General features: G+C 60.6%; 19 protein-coding genes and 1 tRNA gene. 8 read left to right on the forward strand and 12 right to left on the reverse strand.

Annotated elements, in window-relative coordinates; genetic code table 11:
* Nucleotides 1-68 precede the first annotated feature (68 nt).
* The 6 genes from QLG02_RS16100 to QLG02_RS16125 form a co-directional block, all read right to left on the reverse strand.
* On the reverse strand, nt 69-1,277 hold the full coding sequence (locus tag QLG02_RS16100) for a phosphopentomutase (protein ID WP_024945853.1): 1,209 nt from the start codon (nt 1,275-1,277) through the stop codon (nt 69-71).
* 14 nt (nt 1,278-1,291) lie between these two features.
* Entirely contained in the window at nt 1,292-2,623 is a 1,332-nt protein-coding gene (gene deoA, locus QLG02_RS16105; RefSeq protein WP_257686171.1) for a thymidine phosphorylase, read from the reverse strand.
* A gap of 109 nt (nt 2,624-2,732) precedes the next feature.
* Nucleotides 2,733-3,506 (reverse strand): deoxyribose-phosphate aldolase, encoded by a 774-nt coding sequence (deoC, locus tag QLG02_RS16110; RefSeq protein ID WP_011707413.1) that lies wholly within the window; start codon nt 3,504-3,506, stop codon nt 2,733-2,735.
* 391 nt (nt 3,507-3,897) lie between these two features.
* On the reverse strand, nt 3,898-4,068 hold the full coding sequence (locus QLG02_RS16115; RefSeq protein ID WP_005305103.1) for a DUF1427 family protein: 171 nt from the start codon (nt 4,066-4,068) through the stop codon (nt 3,898-3,900).
* Between the two features lie 123 nt (nt 4,069-4,191).
* Entirely contained in the window at nt 4,192-5,466 is a 1,275-nt protein-coding gene (locus tag QLG02_RS16120) for a NupC/NupG family nucleoside CNT transporter (protein ID WP_011707414.1), read from the reverse strand.
* 225 nt (nt 5,467-5,691) lie between these two features.
* Entirely contained in the window at nt 5,692-6,468 is a 777-nt protein-coding gene (locus QLG02_RS16125; RefSeq protein ID WP_029302173.1) for a TatD family hydrolase, read from the reverse strand.
* Nucleotides 6,469-6,508: 40 nt separating this feature from the next.
* Here QLG02_RS16125 and tppF point away from each other — a divergent pair, with 40 nt between their 5' ends.
* Nucleotides 6,509-7,126 (forward strand): type IVa pilus pseudopilin TppF, encoded by a 618-nt coding sequence (tppF, locus tag QLG02_RS16130; protein WP_011707416.1) that lies wholly within the window; start codon nt 6,509-6,511, stop codon nt 7,124-7,126.
* On the opposite strand, the gene QLG02_RS16135 is transcribed toward tppF, so the two are convergent.
* From QLG02_RS16135 to QLG02_RS16150, 4 genes are all read right to left on the reverse strand, one after another.
* Nucleotides 7,095-7,277 carry a DUF5363 family protein gene (locus QLG02_RS16135; RefSeq protein WP_016351993.1) on the reverse strand — a complete coding sequence of 61 codons (183 nt, stop codon included), beginning with the start codon at nt 7,275-7,277 and terminating at the stop codon, nt 7,095-7,097. The genes tppF and QLG02_RS16135 overlap by 32 nt on opposite strands.
* A gap of 224 nt (nt 7,278-7,501) precedes the next feature.
* The gene (rlmD, locus tag QLG02_RS16140) at nt 7,502-8,854 is read right to left on the reverse strand and encodes a 23S rRNA (uracil(1939)-C(5))-methyltransferase RlmD (RefSeq protein WP_282465654.1); all 1,353 of its coding nucleotides are present in this window, start codon (nt 8,852-8,854) and stop codon (nt 7,502-7,504) included.
* A gap of 331 nt (nt 8,855-9,185) precedes the next feature.
* Entirely contained in the window at nt 9,186-10,622 is a 1,437-nt protein-coding gene (gene amt / locus QLG02_RS16145; protein WP_016351995.1) for an ammonium transporter, read from the reverse strand.
* Between the two features lie 444 nt (nt 10,623-11,066).
* A tRNA-Leu gene (locus QLG02_RS16150) sits at nt 11,067-11,152 on the reverse strand.
* Between the two features lie 143 nt (nt 11,153-11,295).
* Between QLG02_RS16150 and QLG02_RS16155 the strand changes: the two genes are divergently transcribed.
* Nucleotides 11,296-11,811 (forward strand): RDD family protein, encoded by a 516-nt coding sequence (locus QLG02_RS16155; protein ID WP_043166648.1) that lies wholly within the window; start codon nt 11,296-11,298, stop codon nt 11,809-11,811.
* Nucleotides 11,812-11,978: 167 nt separating this feature from the next.
* Here QLG02_RS16155 and lptG read toward each other — a convergent pair whose 3' ends face one another.
* Together lptG and lptF are read right to left on the reverse strand one after the other, a co-directional pair.
* Nucleotides 11,979-13,049 (reverse strand): LPS export ABC transporter permease LptG, encoded by a 1,071-nt coding sequence (gene lptG / locus QLG02_RS16160; RefSeq protein ID WP_011707420.1) that lies wholly within the window; start codon nt 13,047-13,049, stop codon nt 11,979-11,981.
* 141 nt (nt 13,050-13,190) lie between these two features.
* The gene (lptF, locus tag QLG02_RS16165) at nt 13,191-14,303 is read right to left on the reverse strand and encodes an LPS export ABC transporter permease LptF (RefSeq protein ID WP_005305138.1); all 1,113 of its coding nucleotides are present in this window, start codon (nt 14,301-14,303) and stop codon (nt 13,191-13,193) included.
* A 172-nt stretch (nt 14,304-14,475) separates the two neighbouring features.
* On the opposite strand from lptF, the gene pepA reads away from it, so the two are divergent.
* The 6 genes from pepA to pbpG all read left to right on the forward strand — a co-directional run bounded on the left by pepA (nt 14,476) and on the right by pbpG (nt 22,650).
* Nucleotides 14,476-15,984, forward strand: a complete 1,509-nt coding sequence (gene pepA / locus QLG02_RS16170; protein WP_011707422.1) for a leucyl aminopeptidase — start codon at nt 14,476-14,478, stop codon at nt 15,982-15,984.
* Nucleotides 15,985-16,146: 162 nt separating this feature from the next.
* Nucleotides 16,147-16,602, forward strand: coding sequence for a DNA polymerase III subunit chi (locus tag QLG02_RS16175; protein ID WP_011707423.1), 456 nt, complete (start codon nt 16,147-16,149; stop codon nt 16,600-16,602).
* A 65-nt stretch (nt 16,603-16,667) separates the two neighbouring features.
* Nucleotides 16,668-19,520, forward strand: coding sequence for a valine--tRNA ligase (locus tag QLG02_RS16180; protein ID WP_026080504.1), 2,853 nt, complete (start codon nt 16,668-16,670; stop codon nt 19,518-19,520).
* A gap of 186 nt (nt 19,521-19,706) precedes the next feature.
* Nucleotides 19,707-20,999: a hemolysin family protein gene (locus tag QLG02_RS16185; protein WP_029302168.1), complete on the forward strand. Its 1,293-nt coding sequence runs from the start codon at nt 19,707-19,709 to the stop codon at nt 20,997-20,999.
* An 18-nt stretch (nt 21,000-21,017) separates the two neighbouring features.
* Entirely contained in the window at nt 21,018-21,683 is a 666-nt protein-coding gene (locus QLG02_RS16190; protein ID WP_016352045.1) for a DedA family protein, read from the forward strand.
* A 139-nt stretch (nt 21,684-21,822) separates the two neighbouring features.
* Entirely contained in the window at nt 21,823-22,650 is an 828-nt protein-coding gene (pbpG, locus tag QLG02_RS16195) for a D-alanyl-D-alanine endopeptidase (protein WP_043166646.1), read from the forward strand.
* Nucleotides 22,651-23,065: the final 415 nt, after the last annotated feature.

Below are 23,065 nucleotides of genomic sequence, written 5' to 3' on the forward strand. Positions count from 1 at the left end.
TCCTTCACACTAGGTTGAGTTTTATTGTCTTTATTGGTTGCCCGCCGCCGAGGCGGCGGGCGGGTAAATTACAGGAAGCTGGTACCGTATGCCAGTTTGGGCAGGCCGTGGTACGCCGCGATGCTCTGGCCGATGTCGGCGAACGTCTCGCGACGACCGACGGAGCCGGCCTTGACCGGCTTGCCGTAGAACAGCACCGGGATGTACTCGCGGGTGTGATCGGTACCACCCCAGGTCGGATCGCAGCCGTGGTCGGCGGTCAGCACCACCACGTCGCCATCTTCCAGCAACTCGAACAGCTCCGGCAGGCGGGAGTCGAAATACTCCAGCGCATCGGCATAGCCCTTCACGTCGCGACGGTGACCGTAGGAGGAGTCGAAGTCGACGAAGTTGGTGAAGACGATGGTCTGATCACCGGCCGCTTTCACCTCTTCCAGAGTACGATCCCACAGCTCGGTCAGACCGGTCCCCTTCACCTGCTTGGTGATGCCCTGCTGGGCATAGATGTCGGCGATCTTGCCGATGGAGACCACCTGGCCGCCCGCTTCCTTCATGTAGTCCAGCACGGTCGGTGCCGGCGGCAGCACGGAGTAGTCGTGGCGGTTGCCGGTGCGCTTGAAGTTGCCCTTGCCGCTGCCCACGAACGGACGCGCGATGACGCGGCCGATGTTGTAGGGCTCCAGCAGCTCGCGCACGATGTGGCACAGCTCATAGAGCTTCTCGAGGCCGTAGGTCTCTTCGTGGCAGGCGATCTGGAACACGGAGTCGGCGGAGGTGTAGAGGATCGGCTTGCCGGTGCGCATGTGCTCTTCGCCCAGATCATCCAGCACCTGGGTGCCGGAGGCGTGGCAGTTGCCGAGGTAACCCGGCAGACCGGCCTTCTCGACGATGGCATCCAGCAGCTCCTGCGGGAAGCTGTTGTGGTGGTCATGGAAGTAACCCCACTCGAACAGCACGGGCACACCGGCGATCTCCCAGTGACCGGACGGGGTGTCCTTGCCGGAGGAGAGCTCCTGGGCAAAGCCGTAGGCGCCGACCACCTCGATGTCCTTGTTCAGACCGGCCGGGAAGGTGCCGCTGGCGAGTTCGCCTGCGTGACCCAGACCCAGCTTGCTGAGGTTCGGCAGATTGAGGGCACCACGGCCTTCGATCTCACCGGCAGCGCAGGCCTTGGCGATATGGCCAAGGGTATTGGCGCCCACATCTCCGAACTTGTCGGCGTCGGCGGCAGCGCCAATACCGAAAGAGTCCATCATCAGAATAAAGGTACGTTTCATGGGACTTCCCCTTGTTACAAATCAGCCAGACCGATGCGACGGTAGACCTCGGGCAGCGCCTCTGGTCGGGTGTCACCGATCTTGACGGCGGCCTGCACCATGCTGGCAGCCTGAGCGAATTGCTCTTCAGTTTGAGCGTGGATCAGGGCGAGCGGCTTGTCTGCCTCGACGCTTTGACCCAGGCGGATAAAGTCGGTCAGACCGACCGCATAATCAAGTTTGTCACCGGCAGCGCGACGGCCACCGCCCATGGCGACCACGGCCAGACCCAGTTCACGGGTGTCCATGGCAGTCACGAAGCCGCTGTTGGCGGCATAGACGGGGCGCACGATGGCGGCTTTCGGCAGGTGATGATCGTAGCGCTCCATGAAGTCGCTCGGGCCACCCAGGCCGGTCACCATGCGACCGAAGAGCTCGGCCGCCTTGCCATTGTCCAGCACGGCTTGCAGCTTGCGACGGGCTTCGCCGTCATCGCTGGCCAGGCCGGCGGAGATCAGCATCTCGGCACACAGCGCCATGGTCACGGCGTGGATGCGCGGGTTGCGGTATTCACCGGTCAGGTAGCGCACCGCTTCGCGCACTTCCACCGCGTTGCCGGCGCTGGAGGCCAGCACCTGGTTCATGTCGGTCAAGAGTGCTGAAGTACGGCAGCCGGCACCGTTGGCCACGGCAACGATACTCTTGGCCAGCTCTTCGGAAGCTTCAAAGGTCGGCATAAAGGCACCGGAGCCAACCTTGACGTCCATCACCAGCGCTTCCAGCCCGGAGGCGAGCTTCTTGGAGAGGATGGAGCCGGTGATCATGGCGATGGATTCGACGGTGGCAGTGATGTCCCGTACCGCATAGATACGCTTGTCGGCCGGGGCGAGATCGCCGGTCTGGCCGATGATGGCGACACCCGCCTCTTTCACCACTTTCAGGAAACGATCGTTATCGACCGAGGTCTGGTAGCCAGGAATGGCATCCAGCTTGTCGAGGGTACCACCGGTGTGGCCCAGGCCACGGCCGGAGATCATCGGCACGAAACCGCCGCAGGCGGCGACCATCGGGCCGAGCATCAGGGAGACGACGTCACCCACACCGCCGGTGGAGTGCTTGTCGACGATCGGGCCACCCAGATTGAGGTGATCCCAGGTCAGTACCATGCCGGAATCGCGCATGGCGCAGGTCAGGGCGACCCGCTCATCCATGGTCATGTCCTTGAAGTAGACCGCCATCGCCAGCGCCGCAATCTGGCCCTCGCCGATGGTGTTGTTGGTAATGCCCTGAACGAAGAATTGAATCTCTTGGGTACTGAGCGCTTCACCGTTGCGCTTCTTGCGAATAATTTCTTGAGGCAAAAACATCTTTCATTCCCTCCGCCATTGCTGGCGTTACACAAGCCTGAATCCTTGCCCGCACACCGCATGGTGGGGGCGAAACAGGGCGGACCAGGTCCGCCCTCTCATCAACCTATTAGTAACCGCTGGTGTTGGCCGGCTTGTCGCCATGCCCCAGTGTGGCCAGCAGGCTGGCCAGCAGGCTGGATGCACCAAAGCGGAAGGTGCGGGCGGATACCCAGTCCTTGCCCAGGATCTCTTCGGCCATGGCCAGGTACTGACCCGCCACGGCGGCGTCTTTCACGCCACCGGCCGGCTTGAAGCCGACTTTCGGGTTCTTGGCCTTGATCACTTCCATCATGATGCGCGCCGCTTCCGGGGTCGCATTGACCGGCACCTTGCCGGTGGAGGTCTTGATGAAGTCGGCACCGGCGTCGATGGAGATTTCAGACGCGCGGCGGATCAGCGCCTCTTCTTTCAGCTCGCCGGTTTCGATGATCACTTTCAGCAGGGCTTGGCTACCACAGGCTTCCTTACAAGCTTTGACCAGATCGAAGCCGACCTGTTCATTGCCGGCCATGAAGGCGCGGTACGGGAACACCACGTCCACTTCATCGGCACCGTAGGCCACGGCGGCGCGGGTTTCGGCCACGGCGATCTCGATGTCGTCGTTGCCGTGCGGGAAGTTGGTCACGGTCGCAATGCGCACGTCGGCGGCGCCGATTTCACGCAGGGTCTTGCGAGCGATGGGGATGAAACGGGGATAGATGCAGACGGCGGCGGTCAGGCCGGCCGGTGACTTGGCCTTGCGGCACAGGTCGATCACCTTCTGATCGGTGTCGTCATCGTTCAGAGTGGTCAGGTCCATCAGGTTCAGGGCGCGCTGGGCGGCCAGTTTCAGATCAGTCATTCTGTTCTCCAAAGTCTCGATTTAGTCCGGATTCCAGGGCATGGGTCCGCCTGTCGCAACGCAACCGGCAAGACACGACTCCCAAAGAAACGGGAATGGAATTGCAGCGCAATTGCACGGGCAATGAGGCTGCAAATAAGGCAAGAGCCCTGTCACTTTCTTACAAAAGTGCGGACTTGGTTCCATGAAGACTTGAGAAAGGCAGACAAGGTCTGACCCGACTTCCCAATCAATTCCATTTGACCGCCAACACCCGATTTCATCGGGCATTAGTCAATGCCAGCACCCTGCTGGCAATGCCTATTTCAGCCGAGATACCCCTTGTTTGCAAGCCGGATTTGCCATTTTCAGAGGTACCTCACATCTGGCAAATCCGGTACTGAAAAGTGCGTTAAGAGAAGAAGCGAGTGAGTATCCAGGAGTATGCCAGCCCCCCCAGATAGACTCCGACGATCCCCATTACCCCGGACAATACGGGCGGGGCCGGGATCGGCAATTTGAGGAAAGAAAACAACAAGCCAACGATAAAGCCGGCCGCCATCGCCAGTAGCACTTCATTCATATAACCTCCGATTTGACTCATTTTATTATTAGTTTAGAAAGGAAAACGGTTGTCACCGCCCCAAACGCGAACGCCACAGCTTCTCGCTGTGGCGTTCGTCTTTACCCTGACAGTCAGGCGATATTACATGCCGGACAGCGCCAGGAAGAAGCCTGCGATGGTCGCAGACATCAGGTTGGACAGAGAGCCAGCCAGTACGGCTTTCAGACCAAATTTGGCAATGGTGCCGCGACGGTTCGGTGCCATGGAGCCCAGACCACCCAGCAGGATGGCGACGGAGGACAGGTTGGCGAAGCCGCACAGGGCGAAGGAGATGATGGCCTTGGTGTGGTCGGACATGGCCACGCCATTGATCAGCACTTCATCTTTCAGATACGGGGCAAAGTTCAGGTAGGCCACGAACTCGTTGACCACCAGTTTCTGGCCGATGAAGGAACCGGCCACGATGGCTTCGCTCCAGGGTACCCCGATCAGGAAAGCCAGCGGGGAGAAGATCCAGCCCAGCAGCAGTTCCAGAGAGAGCTGCGGATAACCGAACCAGCCGCCCACACCGGAGAAGATGCCGTTGATCATGGCGATCAGGCCGATGAAGGCCAGCAGCATGGCGCCGACGTTCAGGGCCAGTTGCAGACCGGCAGAAGCACCGGCGGCAGCGGCATCGATCACGTTGGCAGGCTTGTCTTCCAGCTCGCCATCGGCATTGTTCTCGTCATAGCTCGGAGTCTCGGTTTCCGGCACCAGCAGCTTGGCGAACAGCAGACCACCCGGAGCAGCCATGAAGGAGGCGGCGATCAGGTATTCCATCTTGACGCCCATGGAGGCATAGCCAGCCAGTACGGAACCGGCAACGGAGGCCAGACCACCACACATGACGGCAAACAGCTCGGAGTCAGTCATCTTGGAGATGAAGGGACGCACCACCAGCGGGGCTTCAGTCTGACCCACGAAGATGTTGGCAGTGGCAGAGAGGGATTCGGTACGGGAAGTGCCCAGTACTTTTTGCAGGCCACCACCCAGCAGTTTGATGACCCACTGCATGATGCCCAGATAATAAAGAACGGCGATCAGCGAGGAGAAGAAGATGATGACCGGCAATACGCGGAAGGCGAAGATAAAGCCGCCGCCACCGAATACTTCGAACATCTTGTTGCTGACCAGACCACCGAACAGGAATTCGATACCGTTTTGGCCATAACCGATGACGCTGGAAACGGCATCGGATACACCCACCAGAATATCTCGGCCAACCGGGACGTACAGCACGAATGCACCCAGTCCAGCTTGAATTGCAAAGGCACCGACAACGGTGCGAATTTTTATTGCTTTGCGATTACTGGAGAACAGCACCGCGATAAGGACGAGCGTTGCCATCCCTACCAGACCCATTATCAAATTCATTATTAACACTTCCTCTTTAGTAGCACCTTCCAGCTTGTTAACAACTTGTATCTCAAAGCCATCAATCAAGGGTGCGCATTATACTAATTACGGTGCGACAAAGTAGAATGCTGGTCACATTTTATAAGCATGAAATGCGCTAGGGGTCGTCAAATTAGACCGCAAACGATTTTTACTTACCCCGTTTTTTATCATGCCGCTATCAATAGTTAATCAGCTGTTAATTTATGACTTGCCCAGTTGGAAAGCCTGCAAAGTGGATTCACGTAACACCGAGGCAACATGCGCCAGCGGTTGTTGCCGCAAATCGGCCAGCAGTTGCGCAATTTTTGGCAGGTTGGCGGGGGTGTTGGGCGCCCCCTGCTGACCCTGCAGCGGCATGTCGGGGGCGTCGGTTTCCAGCAGCAAGGATTCCAGTGGCATGTCGCGCACCGCCTCCCGGGTCTTGTTGGCCCGCTCGAAGCTGATGACCCCGCCGATACCGAGCCGAAATCCCAATTGCCAGAACGCCTCTGCCTGCTGCAGAGAACCGCTGAAGGCGTGGATGACGCCCCCTCTTGCCGGACGCACGCGCCTGAGGATCTTGGCCACCGTGTCGTTGGCGCGCACCGAATGGACGATCAAGGGCAGCTCATGCTCCATGGCCAGCACGATCTGGGCCTCGAACATCTCGAGTTGCCCCTCCTGCGGCACATGAGAGCGCAGATCCAGCCCGCACTCGCCCACCGCCACCAGCCCGCGTGGGCGCTCGGCCAGCAGTCGCCGCAGCCGGGTCAATACCGCCGGAGTCTGCCCCCCCACATACCAGGGGTGCACACCCAGGGCATAGGAAATACCGTCGTGCTCTGCCGCCAGCGCCATCACCCGGCCCCAGTTTTCCTCTCCCACGGCGGGAATGATATACTCGCTCACCCCCAGCTGGCGGCACTCGGCCAGCAGCGCCGCCCGATCGGGATCGAAGACCGGAAAATCGAGATGGCAATGGGTGTCGATCAGTTGCATGTCGCTCTCACCTGTTTGTCGTAATTAATGGGTCCATATCATGATGAAACGCACAAGCCACGGCTTTACCCTGATAGAACTGGTGCTGGTCATCATAGTGCTGGGGATCCTGGCCGTCACCGCCCTGCCCCGTTTCATCAATCTCAAGGATGATGCACTCAAGAGTACGGTCGCCACCACCGCCACCAGCTTCGCCAGCGCGGTGCAACTGGCCCATGCCGGCTGGGCGGTCAAGGCGCAGGATCAGGCGCTCTACAATCTCGGCAGCATGGGGCAGCGCAATCTCGACATCAACCGCTATGGCTGGCCCGCCGGCACCGACGAAGATCAGGGCCGCAAGGGGATAGATGAGCCCTATGTCGCAGGTCAGGGTGACTACATCTCGGTGAGCAATCAGTCAGACTGCCGCCTGCTGTTTCAGGGACTGCTGGACAGCAGCTATACCGTCGCCTCGGTCGATCAGGATCCCGAGATCCAGCTCAACGCCGACTACCTGTCCAGCGAACTGCCTGCCAACCAGGTAGATGCGGATGGGGAGCCGCACAGCAACTGCCGCTATACCCTGCGCGACTCCATCGGCCGCTTCCCGGCCTATCCGGCTGGCCTCTCCTTCGACTACAACAGCGTCACTGGTGCCGTGACCCGCAATTTCCAGTGAGCGATTCCGACTCCTCCTGCTGCTCCGTCTGCGGCGCGTCATCCTGCTCACGGCGTACCGGCACGCAGCAGCGCCGGTTCTCCGGTGTGAGTCCCCACTCCTCGCACCAGCCATCGTAGCGAGCCAGCCAGCGTAACAAGATGCCTTTCATGGTCTGTTCCTCGTCTCTGTCGCACCCTTGCCGTTTCTGCCTATCTGCTCCGAATCCGCTAATGCCACGACTCGATACCGGAATGACAGGTATAAAAAAACGACTCCATTTGGAGTCGTTTTTATCAGAGCCATCTGGCTAATTCAATTCACGCCTGGGTGGGCAGGCTCAATCGAGCAACGGCCTCTACGTGCATACCGCAAGGGGAACATGTCCACCGGCGATCAGGCCTTGGCCGGCAGGCTCAGGCGGGCAACCGCTTCCACGTGCATGGAGTGCGGGAACATGTCGACCGGCTGCACCTCATCCAGCACGAAGCCCTGCTTGACCAGCCAGGCGAGATCGCGGGCCAGGGTCTGCGGGTTGCAGGAGACATAGACCAACCGGCGCGGTGCCATGGCGACCAGGGTCTGCAGCACGGCCTTGTCACAGCCCTTGCGCGGCGGATCCATCACCACCACGTCAGCGGTCACACCCTGCGCGTGCAGCTCGGGCATCAGCTGCTCGGCCTTGCCGACATGGAACTCGGTGTGCTCGATGCCGTTGAGGGCGGCGTTGCGACGGGCATCGCTGATGGCGCTCTCCACCGACTCGATCCCCACCACCTTGGCAGCCTTGCCGGCCAGGAACAGGGAGATGGTGCCGATACCGCAATAAATGTCGAACACCGTCTCGTTGCCGGTCAGTTCGGCATACTCGAGGGCTCTGGAGTAGAGCACATCGGTCTGGCTCGGGTTGTTCTGGAAGAAGGAGAGTGGCGAGATCTCGAACTCGAGCTCGTGGATCTTGTCGCGGATCACTCCTTCGCCCAGCAGCACCCGGTTGGTGGCCCCCAGGATACGGTTGGTGCGTTCCTCGTTGATGTTCTGCACCAGGGTGGTAACCGGCAGATCGCTTAAGCTCGCCAGCAGCTCGGCTTCGAACGGCAGCTCCTCGCCCAGGGTCACCAGCACCACCATCAGCTCGCCGCTCTTGAAGCCCTTGCGGGTCATCAGGTTGCGCACACAGCCGGTGTGGTTCACCTCGTCATAGGCGGCGATGTTGTGCTCGCGCATCCAGTTGCGTACTCGAGCGTTCAGCTCGACGTGCAGGGAATCTTGCACCGCGCAGTCGTCGGCGGTGATGAGGTCGTGGGAGTGCTTGCGATAAAAGCCGATCTCGGCGCCGGCGTCGCAACCGCGCACCGCATATTGGGCCTTGTTGCGATAGGCGAACGGGCTCTCCATGCCGAGGATCGTTCTGACGGTGGTATCACCCAGCCCGGCCTGCTCCAGCGCACTCTCCACCAGCGCCTGCTTGAGCTTGAGCTGGGCCGGATAGGCCAGCGGACGCACCTGGCAGCCACCGCATTCGGTGTTGGGGCAGAAGTCGGCGACCCGATCGGCGGAGGGCTGGAGCAGCTCGGTCACCTTGCCGTGCAGATAGTTGGGCTTGACCTCGGTCAGCTCCACCAGCGCCTGCTCACCGGGCAGCAAACCTTCGACAAACAGGGGGCGGTCGAACAGGCGTCCTTTGCCATCTCCTTTGTCGGTCAGTTCCAGGATCTCGATCTGGTGTTGATGTCCCACTAACGGCATGAGCGGCTCCAAAAGTACATATAAAGAGGGGTGATGGAACCGGCCCGGCCAGCCCCATCAAGAAAAGGTGGCAGAGTTTAGCGGAGATCCGGCCAAATTGCAGGCATAAAACAGCAACAAGACCGAGGACATTGCCCCGCCTGGCGTTATCTGGCGAAAAGCCGGCATCCCCGGCGCGATTAAGGGTTGCTCTAATAAGAGGGCATGGTGACCACGGACGGGCCATCATCGCCGCCGGCCAGACATCAAACAGGATGCTCGGTCTGGTGGGCGGACATAAAAAAGCCGCCGGCATGGCCGGCGGCAATATAGCTGACGAACAGATGGCGGATTACAGGCTGTAGGCCTTCTCGCCGTGAGTGGTGACATCCAGCCCCTCCCGCTCCGCGTCTTCTTTCACTCGCAGGCCGATCAGCAGATCCACCAGCTTGTAGGCCACCACCGAGATGATGCCGGACCAGAGGATGGTCACGCCGACCCCGATGGCCTGAATTTTTACCTGCGCCAGGATGGAGTAACCCTCAGCCACCTGGTTGGTGACGTAGTCCCACACCCCGGTACCACCCAGATCCGGGCTGGCGAAGACGCCGGTCAGCAGCGCCCCCAGGATGCCGCACACCCCGTGCACGCCGAACACGTCCAGGCTGTCATCGGCGCCCAGCAGCCGCTTGAGACCGTGGACTCCCCACAGCCCGGCAACACCGCTGATGAGGCCCATCACCAGACCGCCTCCCACTCCGACGAAACCGGCCGCCGGAGTGATCACCACCAGCCCGGAGACGGCGCCGGAAGCCGCCCCCAGCAGGGAGGGACGACCCTTCATCACCCACTCGGCCAGGGTCCAGGAGAGGGCCGCCGCCGCCGGAGCCACCCAGGTATTGATGAAGGCCAGTGCCGCCGTACCGTTGGCCTCCAGCGCGGAGCCGGCATTGAAACCGAACCAGCCGAACCAGAGCAGGGAGGCACCGATCATGGTCATGGTGAGGCTGTGCGGGGTCATGGGGTCACGGCCATATCCCAGGCGTTTGCCCACCAGATAGGCACCGACCAGACCGGCCACTGCCGCGTTGATGTGCACCACTGTGCCGCCCGCAAAGTCCAGCGCACCGTGCTGGAACAGATAACCGGCGGTCGCAGTGGCCGCTGCCGCGGCATCGGCCGTGGTATAGGCATCCGGACCCGCCCAGTACCACACCATGTGGGCCAGCGGGATATAGGCGAAGGTGAACCAGATCACCGAGAACAGCAGCACGGCGGCAAACTTGATGCGCTCGGCGAAGGCCCCCACGATCAGACCGCAGGTGATGGCGGCAAAAGCGCCCTGGAACACCACATAGATGAACTCGCTGATCCCGACCCCCTTGCTGAAGGTGGCGGCGATGGAATCAGGGGTGACTCCCTTGAGCAGCGCCTTGCTGAAGGAGCCATAAACGCTGTTGCCCTCGGTAAAGGCCAGTGAATAGCCGTAGAGGATCCACAGCACGCAGATCAGCGAGAACAGGGTGAACACCTGCATCAGCACGCTCAGCATGTTCTTGCTGCGCACCAGGCCGCCATAAAACAGGGCCAAGCCCGGAATGGACATCAGGATCACCAGGGCTGCCGACAGCAGCATCCAGGTATTGTCCCCCTTGTTGATGGTCACTACTGCCGGTGCCGCAGCCTGCACGACCTCGGCCGAGGCGGCCACCACCTCTTCAGCCCAACTGGGGGCGGCCAGCAAGGCGGCAAGCGCCAACAGGCCAGTCATCACGAGTCTCTTGAGCATACAGCCATCTCCTTCCCTGTCGTCCCGGCTCCCGGCCGGGTCCATTTCCTGATATGAACATCGAAACCGACGATTCACGTACATCCACATTCGCTACACACTGGTGACCGCCCCGCCCATCATTCCTCGGATGAGCGGCATCATGGCGACATAAGTGCTTCAAAGCACAAAGTAGGCCAACTTAATAAATAGATTAAAATCATTTATTTATACTGGTGCCGGCGAAGTAACGCACCAGATTGGCGCACGGGACGCGCTAACTTGAGCAAGTGCGCACTTCCGCTGTGCACACACATATTGCCGCACCGAAATAGCGCAGAGGGACGCCATGCGGGACATAGACGAGTAGCCGGATCAGCCAGAAAACGGAAGAGCGATGAGAAAAGGGAAAAGCGGAAAAACAAAAGGCCATCATTGCTGATGGCCTTTTGTCTTGGAATTTGATGGTGCCCGGGGTCGGACTCGAACCGACACGGTTATTCACCGGCGGATTTTGAATCCGCTGCGTCTACCGATTTCGCCACCCGGGCAACTGCGAGGGATTATACGAATGGCGCTTGGGCATGCAAGGTGTTTTTCTTGCTCTCACAGTTGTTTGCTCATTTATTCAACGCCTTGCCGATGTTGGGTCAGTTACATAGAATGCCCGCATCATATTAATGGAATAAAAACGATGGCCAAGCGTAAATCCGTCCAACCGACCCCTCCCGCGACTGCGCGCTACCCTTCTGCCGGCCTGCTGCGCCGGCTCGGCGCCCTGCTCTATGACTATCTGGTGGTCATCTCATTGCTGATCATCGCCGGCTTTATCGGGATGGGAGTTGCACACTTGCTGCTGGCAACCGGCATGGCGACCGTGCCCGAAGGCAAGGACGCCGCCTGGCTGCTGACCAGCCCCATCTACAGCGCCTGGCTCGCCTTCATCATCTGTGGTTTCTACACCTGGTTCTGGACCCGCGCTGGTCAGACCATCGGCATGCGGGCCTGGCGCCTGCGCATCCAGAATGCCGACGGCAGCAACATTCGCATCACCCAGGCCCTGATCCGGCTGGCCACGGCGGCCTTCGGCCTCGGCAACCTGCTCTGCCTGTTCAACCACAAGTCACCCCGCGCGTTTCAGGACATCTGGTCCGAATGTGAAGTGGTGGTGCTCGGCAAGCAAGAGAACCTGGAACAGCTCAATCGCTGATCCTGTGGCAGCAACGAAAGAAAAAGGGCACGCCGAGGGTGCCCTTTTTGCTGGCCGATACGCTTGCGGCTCAGGATATAGAAGAAGATACCGCCAAACGGCAGTGCAGCAGGAGCGATGGCCGCCTTTTGTCAGCAGCGCCACCGCCCTCACCGCCCTTCAGGCCGCTACTGCTTGCGGCTCAGGATATAGAAGGAGATACCGCCAAACAGCAGGCTCGGTGCGATGGCCGCCAGGATCGGCGGTACCGCATACACCAGGCTGATGGGCCCGAACACCCGATCGCTGACGTAGACGGCAAAGCCGGTCATGATCCCCATCAGCATCCGCGCCCCCATGCTGACCGAGCGCAGCGGGCCGAAGATGAAGGAGGAGGCCAGCAGGATCATGGCCACCACCGAGAGCGGTGACAGCAGCTTGCGCCACATCTCCAGCTTGTAGCGCCCGGCATCCTGCTTGTTGGCATCCAGATAGCCGATGTAATCCAGCAGTCCCGCCACCGGCAGGTTTTCAGGATCGATGCTCACCACCCCCAGCTGTTTGGGCGTGAGCTCTGAGCTCCACTCCATCTGGGGCTGAGTCTCGCTCATGATCTGCCTGGGGTCATCGAAGCGGGTCACCTGTACCTGCTTGAGCAGCCAGTGATGCTGCTCGAACACCCCTTCCTGCGCCTGCAGGATATCGATCAGCTTGCGCTCCGGAGTGAAACGGTAAAGGGTGATGCCGGTCAGCGCGCCATCGTTGCGCACCCCGTTGATATTGACGAAGTTGTTGCCATCGCGGGCCCACACCCCGTAAGCCGACACGGTCAGCCGCCCCTCAGACAGGGCACCCGCCTTGATGTCGTCCGCCATCCGCTTGGCGATGGGGGCCACGTACTCCCCCATCAGCCCCACCAGGATCATCAGCGGGATGGCGGTCTTGAGCGCCGCCATGACGATGCTGATCTTGGAGCGGCCCGCCGCCTGCATCACCACCAGCTCGGAGCTGGTCGCCAGCTGGCCCAGACCGATGAGGCCGCCCAGCAGGGCCGCCAGCGGGAAGAAGAGCACCGCCTCTTTCGGCATGGAGAGCAGCACATAGTAGAGGGCGCTGAGCATGTCGTAGTTGCCTTCCCCTACCGACTTCAGCTGCTCCACGTACTTGATGAGCGCCGCCAGCCCGACCAGGGTCAGTTCGCACAGCAGGACCGACATGAAAATAACCCGGCCGATATATCTATCGAGAATGCCAAACATCAGCAGAGACCCCCCTGTTGCAGCATCATGCTGATTTCTTCCTCAAATACAGACGCATGGAACGGGGGCGACATCAAAATGACCCGGTCGCCATGTCTATCGAGAATGCCAAACATCAGTAGAGACTCCCAGATGGCAACATCATGCCGATTTTCTCTTGAAATAGAGGGTCTTCACCCCGTTCCACCAGCTGGTGCCCTGCAGGTTGAGCGGCAACCCGATCAGCAGCAGATAGACCAGCGGCACCAGGAACATGCCGGGCCAGTGCGGCAGCCGGCCGCTGTCGATGGCAGAGCGGGCGGCACTGAGCAGCAGGAAGTAGGAGAGGTAGAGCAGGATGGCCGGCAACAGCTTGGCATAGCGGCCCTGACGGGGGTTGACCCGCGCCAGCGGCACCACCAGGAAGGTCAGCACCAGAATGGAGAGCGGCAGCGACAGACGCCACTGCAGTTCGGCCATCAGCTGGTTGTCCTGCGTACCCAGCAGCTCCATGGTCGGCTTGGCCGCCGCCTTGCGGTTGGAGCGCTCCATCTCCTGCTGGCGGATCACCAGGCTGTACTCGTCGAATTCGGAGATCTGGAACTGGCGGGTATTGAAGTGCCCCTCGTAGCGGGAGCCATCCTTCAGGGTCAGCCACTGCAGACCATTGCTGTCGACCGTGACCACCCCTTCGGTCGCCACCACCACCGACGGCGGCTTGCCGTCCTGGGAGCGCTGCAACACGAAGATTTTCTGCAGTTTGGAGCCCTTGTCGTTGAGGTCCTGGATGTAAGCCACCAGGCGCCCCTTGTCGAGCTCCATGAAGCGGCCGGCCTGCAGGAAGGAGATCCCCGGATCGGCCTTGAACTCGTCGATCACCTGGTACTCGCGCTCCTTGGCCTGCGGGGCCACCCAACCGGTGTTGAAGGCGGCGACAGCCGCCGTCAGCAAAGCCAGCACCATGGCGCTGCGCATCACGAAACGGTGGCTGAAGCCCACCGCATGCATCACCGTCATTTCGCTTTCGGCGTAGAGGCGCCCGTGAGCGAACAAGATGGCCAAAAACAGGCTGATGGGCAGCATCAACAGGGCCATGTTGGGCAGGTTGAGCAGCAGCAGGGTGGAGACCAGGCGCGTCGGCACCTCACCATCGGCGGCATCGCCGATGATCTGGATGAATTGCTGGCTGACGAAGATGAGCAGCAGCACGAATAATACCGCCAGCTGGGTTTTCAGGGTTTCCCTGAACAAATATCGGAAAACGATCACAGTCATTCCCAAGTAAACTTGTGTTTTTAGTCGAATGCCTGAAAAATAGGGCCGTATATTGGATTTTTACCAGTTTGAACTGCGGAGCCAGTGCCTGTTCGCTCCGCCTCTGATACCCCAACAAGCACCGCATTATTCAATAAAAGGTGCCTTTTGTCTTTAGGATGTAGGAGATTCCATGGAGTTCAGTGTAAAGAGTGGCAGTCCTGAGAAGCAACGCAGTGCCTGCGTCGTGGTCGGCGTGTTCGAGCCGCGTCGCCTCTCTCCGGTTGCCGAACAACTGGACAAGATCAGCGATGGCTACATCAGTTCGCTGCTGCGCCGTGGCGACCTGGAAGGGAAACCAGGCCAGATGCTGTTGCTGCATCAAGTACCGGGCGTGCTCAGCGAGCGCGTGCTGCTGGTCGGTTGCGGCAAGGAGCGGGAACTCGACGAACGCCAGTACAAGCAGATCATCAACAAGACCATCACCACCCTCAACGAAACCGGCTCCATGGAAGCGGTCTGCTTCCTGACCGAGCTGCACGTCAAGGGACGGGATACCTATTGGAAGGTGCGCCAGGCGGTAGAAACCACCAAGGCGGGCCTCTACAGCTTCGATCAGTTCAAGACCAACAAGGCCGAGCCACGCCGTCCGCTGCGCAAGCTGGTATTCAACGTGCCGACGCGTCGGGAACTGACCATTGGTGAAAAAGCCATCGCCCACGGCCTGGCCGTGGCGAAAGGGGTGCGCGTCTGTCGCGACGTGGCCAACATGCCGCCCAATGTCTGCAATCCGGCCTATCTCGCCTCCCAGGCCCGTCGTCTGGCCGATGCCTTCGACAACATCACCACCAAGGTGATCGGCGAGCAGGAGATGGCCGAGCTCGGCATGAACTCCTATCTGGCGGTGGCCCGCGGCTCCGACAACGAAGCCATGATGGCCATCATCGAGTACAAGGGTCATCCGGATGCCAAGCCCATCGTGTTGGTCGGCAAGGGACTGACCTTCGACTCCGGCGGCATCTCCATCAAGCCGGCCGAGGGCATGGACGAGATGAAGTACGACATGGGTGGCGCCGCCTCCGTGCTCGGTACCATGCACGCCCTGGCCCAGCTGCAGCTGCCGATCAACGTCATCGGAGTACTGGCGGGCTGTGAGAACATGCCGGGTGGCAACGCCTATCGCCCGGGCGACATCCTCACCTCCATGTCCGGCCAGACCATCGAAGTGCTCAACACCGATGCGGAAGGCCGCCTGGTGCTGTGCGATGCGCTGACCTACGTGGATCGCTTTGATCCGGAAACCGTGATCGATGTGGCCACCCTGACCGGTGCCTGCATCATCGCCCTGGGTCACCACACCACGGGTCTCTTGGCCAACCACAACCCGCTGGCCCACGAGCTGCTCAACGCTTCCGAGCAGGCGGGTGATCGCGCCTGGCGCCTGCCGCTGTTCGACGAGTATCAGGAACAGCTGGAGAGTCCGTTTGCCGACATGGCCAACATCGGCGGCCGCCCGGCCGGTACCATCACCGCCGCTGCCTTCCTGTCACGCTTCACCAAGAAGTACAACTGGGCCCACCTGGATATCGCTGGGACCGCTTGGAAGAGTGGCAAGGAGAAAGGCTCCACCGGGCGTCCGGTGCCCCTGCTGACCCAGTTCCTGCTGAACCGGTCAGGGGTGGTCATCGAAGAGAAGGAGTAACCCTTTTATCCCGTTCGATGCGTGCATCAAACGGGATGGCGTTACCCTGAATCACAAGGAAGAGGCCCGCCTCTTCCTTGTTTCATTGAGGGTTGGCAGGAATATCCCCTGCCCGTCCTTACCGGCGGTCAATAGTCCGTCACCGCAAACGGGATCAACCTGATGAGCCAAGTGACCTTTTACCTGATGAGCGAGCAGGATGATGCGCAGGCTTCGGCCGTCGAACGCCTCGCCTGCCAGCTCGTAGCCGATAGCTGGGGTGCGGGCCATCTCTACCTGCTGTGCGACGACGAAGCGCAGGCCCTGCGCCTCGACGAGCTGCTGTGGCAGCTGCCGCCGGAGCGCTTCGTGCCGCACCAGCTGCAGGGCGAGAGCGGTCAGGCACCGGTGGAGATCGGTCATCAGCCGCCACGGCGGCGTTATGCCCGCCTCATCAATCTGGCCAAACAGACACCTTTGTTTGCAGGACACTTCGCTCAAGTGGTAGATTTTGTCCCCACTGACGAAACGCAAAAGCAGCAAGCCCGCGAGCGCTACAAGCACTATCGCCAGGCAGGCCACGCCCTCGAGATGAGGGATCAGCCCGTCCTTGCCGCACCGGATCCGGCGCAGCCCTGACTGTGCCACCCTCGATCCACGACGAATCAACACCAGAATCCATCCATCCAGAATACGGCGAGACCATGGAAAAGACTTTTAATCACAACGCCATCGAACAGGCGCTCTATCAGCACTGGGAAGCCCAGGGTTACTTCAAGCCCCACGGCGACACCAGCAAAGACTCCTTCTGCATCATGATCCCGCCGCCGAACGTCACCGGCAGCCTGCACATGGGTCACGCCTTCCAGCAAACCCTGATGGATACCCTGATCCGCTACAACCGCATGCAGGGCAAGAACACCCTGTGGCAGGCAGGTACCGACCACGCCGGTATCGCCACCCAGATGGTGGTTGAGCGCAAGATCGCCGCAGAAGAGGGCAAGACCCGCCACGATTACGGCCGGGAAGCCTTCATCGACAAGATCTGGCAGTGGAAGGAAGAGTCCGGCGGCACCATCACCCGCCAGATGCGCCGTCTGGGTGACTCCGTGGATTGGGAGCGCGAGCGCTTCACCATGGATGAAGGCCTCTCCGCCGCCGTGCAGGAAGTGTTCGTCCGTCTCTACGAAGATGGCCTGATGTACCGTGGCAAGCGTCTGGTGAACTGGGATCCGAAACTCAACACCGCCATCTCCGATCTGGAAGTGGAAAACCGCGAGATCAAGGGCCACATGTGGCACCTTCGCTACCCGCTGGCCAACGGCGCCAAGACTGCCGAAGGCCAGGATCACCTGATCGTCGCCACCACCCGTCCGGAAACCATGCTGGGTGATACCGCCGTCGCGGTAAACCCGGAAGACCCGCGCTACAAGGCGCTGATCGGTCAGCACATTCTGCTGCCGCTGGTGAATCGTCTGATCCCCATCGTCGCCGACGAACACGCCGACATGGAGAAGGGCACCGGCTGCGTGAAGATTACCCCGGCCCACGACTTCAACGACAACGAAGTGGGCAAACGCCACAACCTGCCGATGATCAACATCTTCACCCTGGACGCCCACGTGCGTGCCGAGGCCGAAGTGGTCGACAGCAACGGCAACCCCAGCACCGCCTATGACGCCGCCCTGCCGACCGAGTTCGCCGGGATGGAGCGCTTCGCCGCCCGCAAGGCCATCGTCGCCAAGCTGGACGAGCTGGGCCTCTTGGCCGAAATCAAGGATCACGTGCTGCAACAGCCTTACGGTGATCGCGGTGGCGTGCCCATCGAGCCGATGCTGACCGACCAGTGGTACGTGCGCGTGGCGCCGATGGCCAAGACCGCCATCGAGGCGGTGGAAGATGGCCGCATCCAGTTCGTGCCGAAACAGTACGAAAACATGTACTTCTCCTGGATGCGCGACATTCAGGACTGGTGCGTCTCCCGTCAGCTGTGGTGGGGTCACCGCATCCCGGCCTGGTATGACGATGCCGGCAACGTCTACGTGGGCCGCAACGAAGACGAAGTGCGCGCCAAGCACAGCATCCCGTCCGTGACCGTGCTGCGTCAGGACGAAGACGTACTCGACACCTGGTTCAGCTCCGCCCTGTGGACCTTCTCCACCCTGGGCTGGCCGAACAACACCGAGGCACTCAAGACCTTCCACCCGACCGACGTGCTGATGAGCGGCTTCGACATCATCTTCTTCTGGATCGCCCGGATGATCATGATGACCATGCACTTCATCAAGGACGAAAACGGTCAGCCGCAAGTCCCGTTCAAGACTGTCTACATCACTGGCCTGATCCGTGACGAAGAAGGCCAGAAGATGTCCAAGTCCAAGGGCAACGTGCTGGATCCGCTCGACATGATCGACGGCATCTCGCTGGAAGATCTGCTGGAGAAGCGTACCGGCAACATGATGCAGCCGCAGATGGCCGAGAAGATCGGCAAGCGTACCGCCAAGCAGTTCCCGGAAGGGATCGAAGCCCACGGTACCGACGCCCTGCGCTTTACCCTGGCGGCGCTGGCCTCTACCGGTCGTGACATCAACTGGGACATGAAGCGCCTGGATGGCTACAACAACTTCTGCAACAAGCTGTGGAACGCCTCCCGCTACGTGCTGATGAACACCGAAGATCAGGATTGCGGTTTTGCCGGTGGCGAGATGCAGTTCAGCCTGGCGGATCGCTGGATCCAGTCCCAGCTGCAAGTGGCCATTCGTGACTTCCGCACCGCCCTCGATACCTACCGCTTCGACATCGCGGCTGGCGTGCTGTACGAATTTATCTGGAACCAGTTCTGTGACTGGTATCTGGAGCTGACCAAGCCGGTACTGACCAAGGGCTCCGAGGCCGAGCAGCGCGCTGCCCGCCACACCCTCGTCAGCGTCCTCGAGACCCTGCTGCGCCTGGCACACCCGATCATCCCGTTCATCACCGAAACCATCTGGAAATCGGTGGCCCCGCTGGCCGGCGTGCACGCCGACACCATCATGATTCAGGCCTTCCCGGAATTCGACGCCGCCAAGGTGGACGAAGCCGCGATGGCGGATCAGGAGTGGGTGAAGGAGTTCATCGTCAGCATCCGCAACATCCGCGCCGAGATGAACGTGGCACCGAGCGTGCCCCTCAACGTGCTGCTCCAGTGCGATGCCAAGGATGCCCAGCGCGCAGCCGACAACGAGGCCTTCCTCAAGTCGCTGGCCCGTCTGGAATCCATCCGCGTACTTAGCGAAGGTGAAGTAGCTCCGCTGTCAGTGAAGAAGCTGATCGGTGCCACCGAGCTGATGATCCCGATGGCCGGTCTCATCGACAAGGACGCCGAACTGGCCCGTCTGGCCAAGGAAGTGGCCCGTCTGGTGGGCGAGTGCGGCCGCATCGAAGGCAAGCTCGGCAACGAAGCCTTCGTCGCCAAGGCGCCGGAAGCGGTCATCATCAAGGAGCGCGAGAAGCTGGAAGATTACCGTCTCCAGCTGACCAAGCTGGAAGCCCAGCAGGCCGAGATCGCCGCGCTGTAAGCCGGATTTGACTTGGTAGAAGCCCCCTCCTGCAGGGGGCTTTTTATTGCCCGCCCGCCGTCACCCCGCACTTTTTGCGCTTCTTCATGCAAAATTAGCGAGCCAAATCACCCGCTTTCACAAGCGCATCGCCCCCAAATTCATTACACTGCCAGCGATCTTTTCTACTCGGAGTGCTGTTGCAGTATGGAAATATTGATCCTGTTTGGATTGATTTTGCTTAATGGCGTCTTCGCCATGTCGGAAATCGCCATCGTCACCGCGCGCAAGGCCCGCCTCAGCAAGATGGTCAGCGAAGGGAGCCGCTCTGCCGCCATCGCCCTCAAACTGAGTGAAGATCCGACCCATTTTCTCTCCGCGGTGCAGATCGGCATCACCAGTATCGGTCTGCTCAACGGTATCTACGGCGAATCCCTGCTGGCCCAGCCACTGGCGCTCTGGCTGCAGGAGTGGGGCATGGCCCCCAAGAGCAGCAGCCTGCTCGCCACCGTACTGGTCATCGTGGTGGTCACCTATCTCTCCATCGTCATCGGCGAGCTGGTGCCCAAGCGCCTCGGCCAGCTCAGCGCCGAACGCATCGCCTGTCTGGTGGCCCGCCCCATGATGTGGTTGGCGGCCCTCACCCGCCCCTTCGTCTGGCTGCTGTCGGCCTCCACCAAGGCCAGCCTGCGCATCCTGCGCGTCAGCCAGGACGGTGGCGCCAACGTGACCCAGGAGGAGATCCACGCCATGCTGGTGGAAGGCTCCGAGGCCGGGATCATCGAGGATCATGAGCACACCATGCTGCGCAATGTGTTCCGCCTCGACGAGCGCAGCCTCTCGTCACTGATGGTGCCGCGCAGCGACATCCGTTATCTCGACCTAGCTCTGCCGCTGGAGGTGAACCTGCAGCGACTGGTGGAGTATCGCCACAGCTTCTTTCCGGTCTGTGACGGCAGCCTGTCGGAACTGGTGGGCATCATCAACGTCAGCAAGGTGCTGCACGCCTACATCAAGGGGGAGCCCATCGATCTGGCGGCGCTGACCCAGGATGGCAGCCTGCTGCCGGAGACCCTGAACGGCCTCGAGCTGCTCAACCACTTCCGTACCCACTCCGAGCACATGGTGCTGGTGGTGGACGAATATGGCGAGCTGCAGGGGCTGGTTACCCAGCAGGATCTGCTGGAGACCCTGGCTGGCGACTTCCAGCAGGAGGACGGCGACGACAACTGGGCATTCCAGCGTACCGACGGCAGCTGGCTGCTCGACGGCCTCATTCCGCTGCCTGAGCTGAAGGACTGTCTGGGACTGGTTCGGCTACCGGAAGAAGAAAAACATCACTATCACACCCTCGGAGGGCTTATCATGCTGCTCCTTGGCCGCGTTCCCCAGACCGGAGATCTGGTCACGCTGGAACAGTGGCAACTGGAAATTGTTGACATGGATGGTCTGCGCATCGACAAGGTGCTAGCCATGCCCTTGCTTGATCAACCCAGCTAACCTGCGGAGTTTGCAACTATGGAGCAGTTTTACCAACTGGCTCACGCCTTTATGCATCAGGATCTGGTGACGCTATCCGATCCCAAGATGGCCTTCATGGTCTGCGGCGTGTTATTGACGTTTCTGGTGCTGGAGAATGGCTTCATCCCCACCGCCTTTCTGCCCGGCGACAGCCTGTTGATCCTGACCGGCGTGCTCATCTATCAGGACGTGCTCTCTCTTGGGGTGATCCCGCTGCTGATCCTGGCCACCTTCGTCGGCACCTGGCTCGGCTACATGCAGGGGCGTTTCCTGGGCCACACCCAGCTCTACCACCGGCTGCTGTCCCATGTGGAAGAGAAGCACCAGCAGAAGGTGTACTACCTGCTCGACAAGTACGGCATCGTGACCCTGATCACCGCCCGCTACATCGCCTTCGTGCGCACCGCCTACCCCTATATCGTCGGCGCGACCGAACTGCCGCAGGGGCGCTTTCTCATCGTCAATCTGGTCAGCTCCATCATGTGGATCTGCCCGCTGGTCGGCTTTGGCTACTTCCTGAGCCACACCAAGCTGGCGTCCGAGTATCAGTCCCAGTTCCTCAGCATCATTCTCTGCCTGCCGATCGTGCTGCTGGTCGGCGGTCTCATCGCGCTGATCTGGCGCTGGCTGAGCAAACGCAAAGCCAGTGCGCCACGGGATTGAGACAAATACACAGGGCCATCGCAAGATGGCCCTTTTTTTAGCTAAATAATGGCGATTTACCCGCTGGCACTCTTGTCAAGCGAGGGTAAAAATGAGTGAATCTAGCGCCTTTTTTTTCGACGTGAATGGAGTCGGTAGTATGCGGTGTCGGGTTAGCGCTATGGCGCTGGTTTATGCATTGGTTGGACTGCTGGGATTGCCAGCAGCATTGGCTGCCCCCAACCCGGCCAAACTGCAGCTGCAATCGAGCAGCGCGCTGGTGATGGATGTTGGTACGGGCAAGACCCTGTACCAGAAGAATGCCACCCGGGTCCGCCCCATCGCCTCGATCACCAAGCTGATGACGGCACTGGTGGTGCTGGATGCCCGCCAGGATCTCGGCCAGACCCTGACCATCGATCAGAACGACAGAGACGCCATCAAGCACACCTATTCACGGGTGCGCATGGGCACCCAGGTATCACGCCGCGATGCCCTGCACCTGGCACTGATGTCGTCGGAGAACCGCATGGCCTCAGCGCTGGCCCGTCACTATCCGGGGGGGCGCCCTGCCTTCGTGCGGGCCATGAACAACAAGGCCAAGCAGCTGGGCATGCGCAACAGCCGCTTCTATGACTCCACCGGTCTGTCGACTCGCAACGTCTCCACCGCCCAGGATCTGGCCAAGCTCATCGCCGCCGCCTATCGCCAGCCGTTGATCCGCGAGTTCACCCAGGACACCAGCAAGGATATGCGCTTTCGCTCCCCTGCCTACAGCCTGATGTTCAACAACACCAACCCGCTGGTGAAGAACCCGGACTGGGATGTACGCCTCTCCAAGACCGGCTTTACCGACGAGGCGGGCCGCTGCCTGCTGATGCGCGCCAAGCCGGACAACCGCGAGCTGGCCATCGTGCTGCTCAACTCGGTGGGCAAACGCACCCCGGTCGGCGATGCCAACCGCATTCGCAAGTGGCTGAAAAGCTGATCCCGCTCCACGGGGATGAAAAAGGATGCTGCGGCATCCTTTTTTATTGCCCGCAAACCGCCTCTGCGCCCATCTGGGCCCTGCAATCACAAAAGAGGATGGACGACTGCCTCAGATAAAGAGACAGTCATACGACGCGATACCGTGAGCATGAGGGGGAGAAGATGGCAAGGGTGCACGACAGGGTAGCGCCTTATGCAGGCATAGGAGCCTTCGTCACGCGGTTGCTGGCCTGAGGCCAAGACGGATGACGGCTGTCGAGCCAAACGGGAGGATACCGCTATCTGAGCCACGCCAGCCTTTCTGGTGACATGGCCATATAAAAAAACAGCCCCGACCGAGGTCGAGGCTGTCTTCTATATGGTGCGCCCGAGAGGATTCGAACCTCTGACCACCTGGTTCGTAGCCAGGTACT

The organism is Aeromonas sp. V90_14, assembly GCF_029967615.1.
Lineage (GTDB): Bacteria > Pseudomonadota > Gammaproteobacteria > Enterobacterales > Aeromonadaceae > Aeromonas > Aeromonas hydrophila.